Origin of the sequence: Morganella morganii H1r, from assembly GCF_000633515.1 — a bacterium.
Classification (GTDB): Bacteria; Pseudomonadota; Gammaproteobacteria; order Enterobacterales; family Enterobacteriaceae; genus Morganella; species Morganella morganii_B.
This window is the reverse complement of the sequence record NZ_AYMP01000023.1, coordinates 148,049-161,504: the sequence shown is the minus strand read 5'-3', so window position 1 is coordinate 161,504 and position 13,456 is coordinate 148,049. Positions and strand designations below refer to the sequence as shown.

General features: G+C 52.2%; 11 protein-coding genes and 1 other annotated feature. Of the genes, 6 read left to right on the top strand and 5 right to left on the bottom strand.

From position 1 onward, the window contains the following. Positions 1 to 122: 122 nt before the first annotated feature. Positions 123 to 1,790, bottom strand: coding sequence for an energy-dependent translational throttle protein EttA (gene ettA / locus U868_RS0114095; RefSeq protein WP_036411887.1), 1,668 nt, complete (start codon positions 1,788 to 1,790; stop codon positions 123 to 125). 578 nt (positions 1,791 to 2,368) lie between these two features. On the opposite strand from ettA, the gene sltY reads away from it, so the two are divergent. Together sltY and trpR are read left to right on the top strand one after the other, a co-directional pair. Further along, on the top strand, positions 2,369 to 4,294 hold the full coding sequence (gene sltY / locus U868_RS0114090) for a murein transglycosylase (protein ID WP_025153846.1): 1,926 nt from the start codon (positions 2,369 to 2,371) through the stop codon (positions 4,292 to 4,294). Positions 4,295 to 4,404: 110 nt separating this feature from the next. Then, the gene (gene trpR / locus U868_RS0114085) at positions 4,405 to 4,710 is read left to right on the top strand and encodes a trp operon repressor (RefSeq protein WP_025153845.1); all 306 of its coding nucleotides are present in this window, start codon (positions 4,405 to 4,407) and stop codon (positions 4,708 to 4,710) included. Position 4,711: 1 nt separating this feature from the next. Here trpR and U868_RS0114080 read toward each other — a convergent pair whose 3' ends face one another. After that, positions 4,712 to 5,575 (bottom strand): helix-turn-helix domain-containing protein, encoded by an 864-nt coding sequence (locus tag U868_RS0114080; RefSeq protein ID WP_025153844.1) that lies wholly within the window; start codon positions 5,573 to 5,575, stop codon positions 4,712 to 4,714. A 169-nt stretch (positions 5,576 to 5,744) separates the two neighbouring features. On the opposite strand from U868_RS0114080, the gene U868_RS0114075 reads away from it, so the two are divergent. Then, positions 5,745 to 6,287 (top strand): GNAT family N-acetyltransferase, encoded by a 543-nt coding sequence (locus U868_RS0114075; protein ID WP_025153843.1) that lies wholly within the window; start codon positions 5,745 to 5,747, stop codon positions 6,285 to 6,287. Between the two features lie 50 nt (positions 6,288 to 6,337). Here U868_RS0114075 and yjjX read toward each other — a convergent pair whose 3' ends face one another. Next, the gene (gene yjjX, locus U868_RS0114070) at positions 6,338 to 6,874 is read right to left on the bottom strand and encodes an inosine/xanthosine triphosphatase (protein WP_004237108.1); all 537 of its coding nucleotides are present in this window, start codon (positions 6,872 to 6,874) and stop codon (positions 6,338 to 6,340) included. Positions 6,875 to 7,063: 189 nt separating this feature from the next. Between yjjX and gpmB the strand changes: the two genes are divergently transcribed. Next, entirely contained in the window at positions 7,064 to 7,711 is a 648-nt protein-coding gene (gene gpmB, locus U868_RS0114065) for a 2,3-diphosphoglycerate-dependent phosphoglycerate mutase GpmB (RefSeq protein WP_004237109.1), read from the top strand. Between the two features lie 73 nt (positions 7,712 to 7,784). Here the strand turns inward: gpmB and robA are convergent, their stop codons facing one another. Then, positions 7,785 to 8,705, bottom strand: coding sequence for an MDR efflux pump AcrAB transcriptional activator RobA (gene robA / locus U868_RS0114060; RefSeq protein ID WP_025153842.1), 921 nt, complete (start codon positions 8,703 to 8,705; stop codon positions 7,785 to 7,787). Between the two features lie 210 nt (positions 8,706 to 8,915). On the opposite strand from robA, the gene creA reads away from it, so the two are divergent. After that, positions 8,916 to 9,407: a protein CreA gene (gene creA, locus U868_RS0114055; RefSeq protein ID WP_029991177.1), complete on the top strand. Its 492-nt coding sequence runs from the start codon at positions 8,916 to 8,918 to the stop codon at positions 9,405 to 9,407. A 79-nt stretch (positions 9,408 to 9,486) separates the two neighbouring features. Here the strand turns inward: creA and arcA are convergent, their stop codons facing one another. Next, positions 9,487 to 10,203 (bottom strand): two-component system response regulator ArcA, encoded by a 717-nt coding sequence (arcA, locus tag U868_RS0114050; protein ID WP_004237112.1) that lies wholly within the window; start codon positions 10,201 to 10,203, stop codon positions 9,487 to 9,489. A 652-nt stretch (positions 10,204 to 10,855) separates the two neighbouring features. Further along, positions 10,856 to 10,967 (top strand) — a sequence feature (Thr leader region). Between the two features lie 29 nt (positions 10,968 to 10,996). On the opposite strand from arcA, the gene thrA reads away from it, so the two are divergent. Beyond that, positions 10,997 to 13,456: a bifunctional aspartate kinase/homoserine dehydrogenase I gene (thrA, locus tag U868_RS0114040; protein ID WP_025153840.1), complete on the top strand. Its 2,460-nt coding sequence runs from the start codon at positions 10,997 to 10,999 to the stop codon at positions 13,454 to 13,456.

Genomic DNA, 13,456 nt, shown 5'->3' with positions numbered 1-13,456 from the left:
GCTTCGGTTGTACCTTAAGTACCAGGTTCAATGTAATACCCGTAACAAAAGACACTCTTTTATCCATCCAACCAAAAAATGCCGCGTGGTTCCTCACTACGCGGCATTTTCCGTTATATGACCTATTTGGTCATACGTTTGTACTTGATGCGGTGTGGCTCCAGTGCGGCCTCGCCGAGGGTCCGTTTCTTGTAATCTTCATATTCACTGAAGTTACCTTCGAAGAACTCCACTTTCCCCTCATCCTGATAGTCGATGATATGGGTGGCGATACGGTCGAGGAACCAGCGGTCATGGGAAATGACCATGGCGCAGCCCGGGAATTCCAGCAAGGCGTTTTCCAGTGCGCGCAGGGTTTCGATATCCAGGTCGTTGGTCGGTTCATCGAGCAGCAGCATGTTGCCGCCGACCTGCAGCAGTTTGGCCAGATGCAGGCGGCCGCGCTCACCACCGGATAACTCACCGACACGTTTGCCCTGGTCAACGCCTTTGAAGTTAAAGCGTCCGACATAAGCACGGCTCGGGATTTCAGTGGTGCCGATACGCATGATATCCTGCCCGCCGGAGACTTCTTCCCAGACGGTTTTCTTATCATCCATGGAATCACGGAACTGATCAACAGACGCGATAGTGACGGTATCACCGAGAGTGATAGTACCGGAATCCGGCTGTTCTTTACCGCTGATCATGCGGAACAGCGTGGATTTACCCGCACCGTTCGGCCCGATAATCCCGACAATCGCCCCTTTCGGCAGGGAGAAACTCAGGTTATCGATCAGGGTGCGGCCATCGTAGGATTTGGTCAGGTTTTCCACTTCCAGCACTTTGTCACCCAGACGCGGACCAGGCGGAATAAAGAGTTCGTTGGTCTCGTTGCGTTTCTGGTACTCGACACTGTTCAGTTCCTCAAAGCGGGCCAGACGGGCCTTGCCCTTGGACTGACGGCCTTTCGGATTCTGACGGATCCACTCCAGCTCTTTCTCGATAGACTTGCGGCGGGCCGCTTCAGAAGACGCTTCCTGTGCCAGACGGGCATCTTTCTGCTCCAGCCAGCTGGAGTAGTTCCCTTCCCACGGAATACCTTCACCGCGGTCAAGTTCGAGGATCCAGCCGGCGACGTTATCAAGGAAGTAACGGTCATGGGTGATCGCCACAACGGTACCTTCGTAGTCGTGCAGGAAGCGTTCCAGCCAGGCGACCGATTCCGCATCCAGGTGGTTGGTCGGTTCATCGAGCAGCAGCATATCCGGTTTTTCCAGCAGCAGGCGGCAGATAGCCACACGGCGGCGCTCACCTCCGGACAGATTACCGATTTTGGCATCCCAGGCCGGTAAACGCAGGGCATCTGCCGCCCGTTCCAGCTGGTTATCCAGGTTATGGCCGTCATGAGACTGGATAATCGCTTCCAGTTCACCCTGCTCTTTGGCGAGTTTGTCAAAGTCCGCATCCGGATCGGCGTACAGCGCGTACACTTCATCCAGACGGGTCAGGGCTTGTTTTACTTCGGCAACGGCTTCTTCAACCGCTTCACGGACAGTGTGCTCCGGATTCAGTTTCGGTTCCTGCGGCAGATAGCCGATGTTCAGGCCGGGTTGCGGACGTGCTTCACCTTCAATGTCGGTATCCACACCTGCCATGATGCGCAGCAGGGTTGATTTACCGGCACCATTCAGGCCGAGAACACCGATTTTGGCGCCCGGGAAGAAACTCAGAGAGATATTTTTCAGTATATGACGCTTCGGCGGCACAATTTTGCCGACACGGTGCATCGAATAAACGTATTGAGCCAATGTAGTATACCTTTTGAAAAATAAGAAAATTATTTAACAACTTTTCGTTTATGGGGCATCTGGGTGGCATTATGACTGAGTTTTTCGTTTAGTTAAAGCGACTCCGGCTGCGGGATGTCCCGGCGGCGGATGTCCCCGGCCGGAAAAAGCGGCGGACATTCTGATCGTCGTTGTATTGTCCGGGGGGATTCACCCGGTTTAAAAAAAAAGACGACCGGAGTCGTCTGAAATATATTCACTACTTATAGAGTTATTGGTAGTGCTCAGAACCCCGTTTACGGCGGTAACCGGACTCCTGAATTGTTATCATTTTAATTTTAAATTAAATTTTACTATATAGTAAAAATCTAGGTAATACCAGATGATATCACTATGAATTAGTTGATAAACCATCATTTACGGCAAAGGGAATACACAATAAGAATAATCAGACATATATTCTGAATAATCCGATTTTGGGTATCGGGTTATCCGGTACCACAGTATGATTTGTGTCTGCATGACAGGGCACTTACACTGTGTATCAGGGTCTGAGGTATTGTGCAGATAAACGGGAATTTAGGAGACTGGAGCAGATCATGAGGAAATGTATATGGCCGGGCGTGGCAGCCCTCAGCATGCTGATGTTTTCAGCACTGGCGTCAGCGGATTCACTGAGTGAGCAGCGTCAGCGCTATCAGGATGTCAAATCCGCATGGGATGCCAATAATATGGCGGAAGTGGAACGCCTGATGCCGTCACTGCGGGACTATCCGCTCTATCCTTATCTGGAATACCGTGAACTGACACAGGACATGAGCCTGCTGACAGCCGGTCAGGTGAAAAATTTTACGGATACCCATCCGAATCTGCCGTCAGCGGCAAGTCTGAAAAATAAATTTATCAGTGAACTGGCCAAACGTAATGACTGGCAGGGGCTGGTCAGCTACAGCACCACTGTGCCGAAACCGGTCAGTGCGAAGTGCGACTATTATTATGCCAACTGGCAGACCGGAAACCGTCAGGTGGCGCTGGACGGGGCGAAATCTGTCTGGCTGGCGGGAAACTCTCTGCCGTCCTCCTGTGATAAATTATTTGATGTCTGGGAACAGTCCGGTGGCCTGACACCGGAGCGCGTTCTTGAACGTATCAGCCTGGCACTGAAAAATGGCAATTCCTCTCTGGTCAGTTATCTGGCAAAACGTCTGCCCGCCTCTTATCAGACCATCAGCAATGGCCTGATTAATTTACAGAAAAACCCGGCATCAGTGGTGACATTTGCCCGACTGAGCCCGACCGATTTCACCCGCCAGGCCACAATATCCGCTTTCTCCGCCTATGCCCGCAAATCACCGGATGCGGCACGGGCTGACCTGAACAGTGTGGCGCGCGCCCAAAAAATGAATGACAGCGAGCGTCAGCAACTGAAAGATGCCATCGCATGGCAGTATATGGGGGGCGACGTGACAGATGAGCAGGCGGCCTGGCGTGACGAGGTGATTCAGGAAACCGATTCTGTCACCCTGCGCGAGCGCCGCGTGCGTCTGGCGCTGAGTAACGCAGATGACCGTGATTTGGATCGCTGGCTGACCCGGTTACCGGCGGACGCTCAGCAGAAAGAAGAATGGCAGTACTGGCGCGCGGTATTGCTGGAAAAAGGCGGCAATAAAGCGGCAGCAGATGCCATTCTGGAAAAAATCAGTCAGGGGCGCGGGTTCTATCCGATGGTGGCGGCACAGCGCCTGGGGAAACCGTATATCATGATGATCAATGCGGCGGATAAACCGGATAACAGCATCAGCAATCTGCCGGAAATTCAGCGCATCCGTGAGCTGCTGTACTGGCAGATGGAAGGGCTGGCCCGTACCGAGTGGCTGAATCTGGTCAGCAGCCAGACACCGGCACGCAAAGCGCAGCTGGCGCGTTATGCGCTGGAGCAGGGCTGGGCGGATCTGAGTGTGCAGGCGACGATCAACGGCAAGTTGTGGGATCATCTGGAAGAGCGCTTCCCGCTGGCCTGGCAGAGTGAGTTTGATGAGTTCACGCAGAATAAAAATATCAGCAAAAGCTATGCGATGGCGATAGCCCGTCAGGAAAGTGCCTGGAACCCGCAGGCACGTTCACCGGTCGGCGCGACCGGGCTGATGCAGCTGATGCCGGCAACGGCAACCCAGACGGTCCGCGACAACGGTATTGCGGATTACAGCAACAGTGCGCAGCTGGTTAATCCGCGCAAAAATATCGAGATAGGCACCGCGTATCTCAACGGCGTGTATAACCAGTTCGGTCAGAACCGGATCCTGGCGAGTGCCGCGTATAATGCGGGCCCTAACCGTGTGACCCGCTGGCTGAGCAACAGCGGCGGACGGCTCGATGCGGTTGCCTTTGTGGAAACTATTCCGTTTGCGGAAACCCGGGGTTATGTGAAGAATGTGCTGGCGTTTGATGTCTTTTATCAGAACTTCCTGAAAGGGCAGCGCCCGGCAGATGTGCTGACACCTTCCGAGCAATCAATGCGTTACTGATTCTTCCCTTCCGGCCCGGTTCAGCAGAAGACAGCTGCACCGGGCTTGTGTTATCCTTGGTGTACTAGTTAACGGGTACTTTTTGTACTCCTGATCCGATGGGGTGACATATGACGACAAACCAACTTCAGGACAGCGACTGGCAGCGTTTTGTCAGCCTGCTGCGCAACGCCTATTCACAGGATATTGAATCCCACCTTTTTCAGCTGCTTTTTACCCCGGATGAGCGCACGGCGCTGGGCACACGTGTGCGGATCGTCGAGGAACTGCTGCGCGGTAAGATGAGCCAGCGTGAGCTGAAAAGTGAGCTGGGGGTCGGCATTGCGACCATCACCCGCGGATCCAACAGCCTGAAATATGCTCCGGAAGAGGTGAAAGCCTGGCTGGAGCAGGAGCTCCTCAGCGGCAAAAAATAACTCAGCGGCTCTGCCGCCGGTACGTTGTCAGGGAAACGCCGGTCTCCCGTCTGAAATAGCGGCACAGATAGGACGGGTCATCAAAGTGCAGTTTATCTGCGATCTGCTCCACTGACAGCGTACTGTAACGCAGGAGTGTCTTGATTTCAGGGATAACCCGGCGGTTGATCAGTGATTTGGGTGAATGATTGAAAAACGTTCCGGTCAGCTGTGACAGATAAAACGGCGTAATATTTAACTGCCGCGCATAGTACTGCACATCCCTGTGTTCCCGGCTGTGGCGGCAGATAAGTTCCCAGAACCGCCAGCACAGCGCCTCTTTCCGGCTGTATTTTTGTGTGGTTGCCGGGGCATCCGGCGGCATTCTTTCCGCTATCCGCAAAAACAGATTCTGTAAATGATTACGCTGCATAATATGCCGGTAAACCGGGCTGTTGCGGGTGATATCCTGCATGTGTGCCAGCCACATTGTCAGCAGCGGTTTTTCTTCCGGCAGCGGAATGCAGCGGGGATATTCATGCAGAAACAGAAACAGCGGGTTAGGCAGAACATAAGCGATTTCGGCAGAGAAAGAGGCCGGGATCAGACAAAAAAACACACGGAATCCCCGCGAGCGCTTTTTCAGCAGCGCGATCGTATCTTCCGCCAGCACCAGAATATCCCCCGCCCGTACAGCCTGAGATTTAACATTCAGTGTCATATGCGCGTATCCCGCCCGGCAGATCATCAGGGTGAGATACGCATTTCCGAAGGTCAGCGGCATGCCGTTGTGATCGGCCAGTGTGCTTTCCCCTGTCAGTAATGTGTCAGCGTCTTCCGTTAACAGCGGAATCTGATCTGTCAGCGTAATATCATGAGTTGTCATTTTTACTGTCTCTGAGCCGGTATAAGAGAAAATTTATCACAATAGTTTTCAAAAGTACCGAAAGTGCGGAGGTTTGTTGCTTACCGCCGGTTTGCCGTCAGGCTACACTTCCCGTCATCACAGAGAGAGCCGCTGAGGCTGAATGTATAACTGAAGTAAGGTAAGCAGTATGATATTAGAAACAGAACGTATGATTTTGCGCCCGTGGGCAGAAACCGATGCCGCCGATTTATATGAAGTGGCAAAAGATGACCGGGTCGGCCCGATCGCTGGCTGGCCGCCGCACAGCTGCGTTGAGGAAAGTGCTGATGTTATCCGCACCGTTTTTAATCTCGGTGAGGTCTATGCCACTGAACTGAAAGCGAACGGGCGGGCGGTGGGGTGTATCGGGATTCTGATCGGTGAAAACAGCAACTTTGACATCAGTCAGCGGGAAGGGGAAATCGCCTACTGGATTGGTGTGCCGTACCAGGGACAGGGGCTGATTCCGGAAGCGGTCAGGGAAGTGATGCGCCATGCATTTGAAACCCCGGGGCTGGATGCGCTGTGGTGCGGCTATTTTGAAAATAATGAACAGTCACAACGCGCTCAGGCCAAGTGCGGGTTCCGTCATCATCATACCGAAGAAAATAAATTCAATCCGTTCCTGAATGATTACCGGACTGAACATATCAGCCGCATTACGCGGGACGAGTGGCTGGCACAGCAGTAAATGTGCCGGGAAAGTCACCGGGCCGGTTATCACCGGTCCGGTTTTTCAGATCAGGATTCTTTGGTATTCAGGGATTTATAAATTTCATGCTGAATAGGTACCAGCGCCAGGATAATCGCCTGCTCATAGACACTGGTCCGGGTCAGCGCGCCGCCGGTGAAGAAACCGATCGCACCGCCTTTCTGTTTGATATCTTCCACTCCGGTCAGGTCGGCCATTTCATCACCCAGTTCGCGGCCTTCGCGGATCCCCGCGAGAATTTTTTCCGGCAGCATCAGGCTGGCAGAACGGGATTCCCCGCGCAGCTGGCGGTGCTCGATAACAATCCAGGCAAACGTCATATCGCCTTCAATTCCTGCCTCAACACCAACCCAGAAATCGGCTTCCGGTCTGACCTGACGGGCGGCATTGACGCGCTGACGGGCGCCGGTACGGGTTTCGGTGTTCCCGATAGGCTGCTGCGGCACACTGCTGTCCACATTCACATCTTCAATATCAAAATTGCCGTTACCCAGTACCACTTCAAAAGCGGAACGGATAGCCTGAATTTTGGCCGGATTAGTCGTTGCTGCGATAATATGAAACATGATAATTAAACTATCCACGTAATTTTGTTTGCCGCAGTATAGCGAATATTGGCGGCTTTCCGCAGATTTTTTTAGACAGTGCTGTGCGGTGAAAGAGTTTCAGGGATAAAGCGTGATCCCGGGAATGTTTTTACGGTATGGTAACGGGGTAATCAGACTTTCACACAGTAAAAGCAGAGATTGATAGTTATGTCACAGGTATTTCTTGTCCGTCACGGTGAAACTGAATGGAACGTTCAGCGCCGTATCCAGGGTCATTCTGACAGCCCGTTAACCCAAAGTGGTATCGATCAGGCGAAGCAGGTTGCCGCGCGTCTGAAAAATGAAGGGATCACCCATATTATTGCCAGTGATCTGGGCCGCACACAGCAGACCGCGAAACTGATCGCAGAAGCCTGCGGTTGTGAGATTATTGCGGATCCGCGTCTGCGGGAGCTCAATATGGGCGTGCTGGAAAAGCGTCAGATCCATACCCTGACCGCAGAAGAAGAGGGCTGGCGTAAAAGCCTGCTTAACGGCGCGGAAGACGGGCGGATCCCGGAAGGGGAATCGCTTGCTGAGCTGGAAAGCCGCATGCGGGCGGCGCTGGAAAGCACCCTGGATCTGCCGGAGGGCAGCAAAGTTCTGCTGGTCAGTCACGGTATTGCGCTGGGATGTCTGATTGGTTCTGTGCTGGGACTGCCGGCGTATGCGGAACGCCGTCTGCGTCTGCGTAACTGCTCGTTATCCGTTCTGGAGTATCAGGAAAGCCCGTGGCTGGCGGATGGCTGGGTGGTTGAGACGGCCGGTGACACCACACATCTGAGTCTTCCGGCGCTGGATGAAGTACAGCGCTGAGTAAACCGCTGAATCAGACACCGCCCGGGTGAACAAGACACCACCGGCGGCGGTGTTTGTTCTGCGGCAGTGATTACTGCGGATTGCGTCTGACAGGAATATAGTATTTAAATTCCTCGATGTGATGGCGCGGATCGGTATCATCCACATCAGCCACATCCGGATAACGGATGTCGGCGCCTTTCTTCAGCTTATAGCGCTCAATATCATAACCACGGCGGCGGGTGATCCCCAGACGCGGTACACACTGGCCGTAAATGGTGAACAGGAAATCCTGTATGGCACTGCGGTAAGGAATACCGCTGAAGGTAAAGCAGAGGTATTCCCCGCCCGGCATCTCCATTTCGCGGACATTTTCCTCTGTTGTGAAGGCGGCGGTGTCTTTTTTCACTGCAGTGGTATATGTCACCGTCTGCTCATCTTCTTTATCCGGGTTACGGGTGGTGCGGTACAGCCCGTAAACATAATCAGGAATGGTTTTCGCCACGGAAATATGATGCAGCCAGAACTCCTGACGCATATGGGTACAAGCGGTAGCCCAGTCTTCCAGGCGATGGGAACAGCTGTGCTCAATACCGGCAACGGTAATCGGCGGCAGTGTGACAAACTCATGCTCCGGCATCGGGGTATCATCGAGCAGAATCGCGGAACAAATTCCGTCAGAGCACCATTCGTCAAGACGGCGGTACAGTGCCGGTGTTTTATTAAACTGTTTCTTGAATGCGCGGGTAAAGGTTTGCTGAGAATCGAAACGATACTGTAATGCGATATCTAAAATAGGACGGGCAGTCAGCCGCAGTGCAATGGCTGCGCGTGACAATCGGCGGGCGCGGATGTAAGCGCCGATGGCTTCACCGGTAACGTCCTTGAACATACGTTGTAAATGCCACTTGGAGTAGCCTGCCTTCGCAGCGACGTTATCGAGGGAAAGTGGCTGATCCAAATGCTCATCTAACCAACGGAGTAAATCGCGAATGATGCTGGTCTGATCCATACATCTCCCTTATTGGATTGATGAAGTTCTGAAAGAGATATAACGAATTTATATTCTAACCTGAGTGATTATCAACGAGATAATCATTTACCAATTCTTACTTTTGGCCGGAAAAATGTTTTAAGAACAGGGCGACTGTCATAAACTGGTAACATGGATTATCTTTAAAATCATACAATTTTCAAATGGTTTTCTTGGGCTATTAATATTATGAATCAGACTCACCGGTCTATACTGGGAATTATTACAGCTATTTCATTGAGTTCGTTATCCTTTTTGAGCCATGCTGAAGAAATCGGCTCTGTGGATACGGTATTCAAAATTCTGGGGCCGGATCACAAGATTGTGGTGGAAGCCTTTGATGATCCGGATGTGGAAAATATTACCTGCTACCTGAGCCGGGCAAAAACCGGCGGGATAAAAGGCGGGCTGGGTCTGGCGGAAGATACCTCCGATGCCGCGATTTCCTGTCAGCAGGTCGGCCCGGTCACGGTCAGTGATAAAGTGAAAAAAGGCCGCAAAGATAAAGGCCAGGTGGTGTTCCAGAAGCGGACATCCATGGTATTCAAAAAGTTACAGGTGGTTCGTTTCTATGATGAGAAACGTCACGCGCTGATTTATCTGACTTATTCAGACAAAGTGGTCGACGGCTCGCCGAAGAATGCGCTGAGTGCGGTGCCGATCATGCCGTGGAACAAATAACCGGATAACAGCAACAACAAATCCCCGGTGGTGCTCGGCATCACCGGGGATTTCGTCTGTGTGTTACCGCAGCGGAAGATTACTCTTCGAGATCGCCGCAGAACCGGTAACCTTCGCCGTGAATGGTGGCGATGATTTCCGGCGTATCCGGTGTGGACTCGAAATGCTTGCGGATACGGCGGATGGTGACATCCACTGTACGGTCATGCGGTTTCAGTTCACGGCCGGTCATTTTCTTGAGCAGTTCAGCACGGGTCTGAATCTTGCCCGGATTCTCACAGAAGTGCAGCATTGCACGGAACTCACTGCGCGGCAGCTTGTACTGCTCGCCGGTTGGTCCGATTAATGAGCGGCTGTTGATATCCAGTTCCCAGCCGTTGAACTTGTAACTTTCCACACTGCGGCGCTCTTCGCTGCCACCGGCCAGATTCATGGTCCGTGACAGTAAGTTGCGTGCGCGGATAGTCAGTTCACGCGGGTTAAACGGCTTGGTGATGTAGTCATCAGCACCGATTTCCAGACCGAGGATTTTATCCACTTCATTATCACGGCCGGTTAAGAACATCAGTGCCACGTTTGCCTGTTCGCGGAGCTCACGCGCCAGCAACAGACCATTTTTTCCCGGGAGGTTGATGTCCATGATAACCAAATTGATATCATGGTCTGACAGCACATTGTGCATCTCTGCACCATCAGTGGCTTCATGTACCACGTAACCCTCTGCTTCGAAAATACTTTTCAGGGTGTTACGGGTGACGATCTCATCTTCAACAATTAAAATATGCGGGGTTTGCATAGTCGCTACCTAAATTACTTAGAATAATAAGAAATCTGATTATCTGCCCGTGTAACCTGTGCCGGTATCGTTGTGGTTATGTCCGGCACATCACCACAGACAGAAAAAAATCTTGTTCAGACCGCATTTTAACAATCACTCAACTCAGAACGTAAGGAATTGAAACGATTCGTACCAATATTAGTCTATTAACACCAATATAACAGCAACCCAATCATTTACCATCCGGAAATCTAACCTTTGTTGATACATATCAAAATCAATTGTAGCACGTTAACACAATTTTCAATTGTTAATTGCTGGTTTTAATGATTGTCAAATAAATAGAAATACAATGTTAAGCATTATATCTGACTTGTCTGATTATTGTACATTTTTCTGCCGGGTAAACAGCGAAAAACGCAACCTGTATGATAAAAGTGAAAAAATACAGAAACTCCTGGTTCTGTAAAATTAAATGCCGGTTGATGAGATGATAACGGCGTTAATTTGCCGTAATTTCTTTTTATACTGATATGTGATCAAATTCAAATTGTCTGATTCTGCGGGCAAATCTGAAGAATAATTTGACATCAACCGGTCTTTCCTTTAACCGTAATAGGGTTAACCAGACAAATGACAGACAGGAACCCCATGCGTAATCACAGCCTGACCATGATTATTATTACCACCACCACCACCACCATTACCACCGGCGGTGCGGGCTGACGCATATCTGAAATCACGAAAAAAGCCCGCACAATGACTGTGCGGGCTTTTTTTTTGGACTAAAAACGGCAGGAGCAGGTGACACATGCGTGTACTTAAATTTGGCGGCACATCCGTGGCAAACGCGGATCGTATACTGAACATCGCAGGCATCGCGGAGAAAAAACTCGCGCAGGGACAGCTCGCCATGGTGCTTTCCGCACCGGCGAAAATCACTAATTACTTAGTGGCGATGGTGGAGCAGACCGTCAGCGGGCAGGAAGCAAACACCCTGGTACACGATGCCGCTGCGATCCTCGGGGCGATTCTGGACGGGCTGCGTGATGCGGTGCCCGGTTTTGAATATGACCGGCTGAAGCATGAAACGGAGCAGGAAATCAGCCGGATCCGCCGGGTATTGCACGGCGTGTCACTGCTGGGACAGTGTCCGGACGGCATCAATGCCAATATGATCAGCTGCGGTGAGCGTTTTTCTGTCGCAGTGATGGCATCACTGCTGAAAGCCCGCGGCCATAAAGTGACGGTGATTGACCCGGTGGTCAATCTGCTGGCGTTCGGTGGTTATCTGGAATCCACTGTTGATATAAATGAATCAACAAAACGCATTGCAGCACTGAATATTCCGTCTGACCACATTATTTTGATGGCGGGATTCACCGCCGGTAATGAAAACGGCGAGCTGGTGGTGCTGGGACGTAACGGCTCTGATTATTCTGCGGCGGTACTGGCGGCGTGTCTGCGCGCGGCCTGCTGTGAAATCTGGACTGATGTGGACGGCGTGTATACCTGTGACCCGCGTTTTGTCCCGGATGCCCGTCTGCTGAAAGGTATGTCGTATCAGGAAGCGATGGAGCTCTCCTATTTCGGGGCAAAAGTCCTGCATCCGCGCACTATCGCACCGATTGCCCAGTTCCAGATCCCGTGCCTGATTAAAAACACCCTCAATCCGGACGCACCGGGCACGCTGATCGGTGACGGTCAGCGGGATGACAGCCTGCCGGTGAAAGGGATCACCAACCTGAATAATATGGCGATGTTTAATGTCTCCGGCCCGGGCATGAAAGGGATGGTCGGGATGGCGGCGCGGGTGTTTACGGTGATGTCGCGGCGTAATATCTCTGTCGTGCTGATTACACAGTCATCTTCCGAATACAGCATCAGTTTTTGTGTGGCGCAGAAAGATAAGACCCGCACTCAGCAGGCGCTGGAAGAAGAGTTCTATCTGGAGCTGAAAGAGGGGGTGCTGGATCCGCTTGACGTGCTGGATAACCTGGCGATTGTTTCCGTGGTCGGGGATGGTATGCGGACACTCAAAGGTATTTCCGCGCGGTTCTTCTCGGCACTGACCCGCGCCAACATCAATATCATTGCGATCGCGCAGGGTTCATCCGAGCGTTCCATTTCTGCGGTGGTGGATAATGACCTCGCGGCGGCCGGCGTGCGCCTGTGTCACCAGATGCTGTTTAACACTGACCGCATCGTGGAGGTGTTTGTGGTGGGTACCGGCGGGGTCGGCAGTGCGTTGCTGGAGCAGATCTGCCGCCAGCAGGCGTGGCTGAAAGCCCGGAACATTGATCTGCGTGTGTGCGGTATCGCCAACTCAAAAGCGATGCTGACCAATATGCGCGGCATTGATTTACAGGACTGGCATCAGTCGCTGGCGCAGGCCAAAGAGCCGTTCAGCCTCAGCCGTCTGATCCGCCTGGAAAAAGAATATCACTTCCTCAACCCGGTGATTGTGGATTGTACATCGAATGAGGAAATCGCCCTGCAATATGCGGATTTCCTGAAGGACGGTTTCAACGTGGTGACGCCGAATAAAAAAGCCAACACCCTGTCGATGGATTATTACCATGAACTGCGCAGTGCGGCGGCATCGTCAAAACGTCAGTTCCGTTATGACACCAACGTCGGTGCCGGGCTGCCGGTGATCGAAAACCTGCAAAACCTGCTCAATGCGGGGGATGAGCTGGTGCAGTTCAGCGGTATTCTGTCCGGTTCGCTCTCCTTTATTTTCGGTATGCTGGATGAAGGGATGTCACTGTCTGAGGCAACAGCGGCGGCGAAAGCCAAAGGCTTTACCGAGCCGGATCCGCGTGATGATCTCTCCGGGATGGATGTGGCGCGTAAGCTGCTGATCCTGGCCCGTGAAGCGGGGCTCTCCCTTGAATTAGCGGATATTGAGGTGGATTCTGTGCTGCCGCCGGACTTTGATGCTTCCGGTGATGTGAATACCTTTATGGCGAATCTGCCATCACTGGATGCGGCCTTTGCCGCGCGTGTGGCGAAAGCCGCAGAAGCAGGCCGCGTTTTGCGTTATGTTGGCATCATCGATCGCGGCCGCTGTCAGGTAAAAATCACTGAGGCAGACGGTAACGATCCGCTGTATAAAGTGAAAAACGGCGAGAACGCCCTGGCGTTTTATACCCGCTATTATCAGCCTATCCCGCTGGTACTGCGCGGTTACGGCGCGGGGAATGATGTGACAGCGGCAGGGGTGTTTGCGGATGTGCTGCGGACAATGTCATGGAAACTGGGAGTGTAA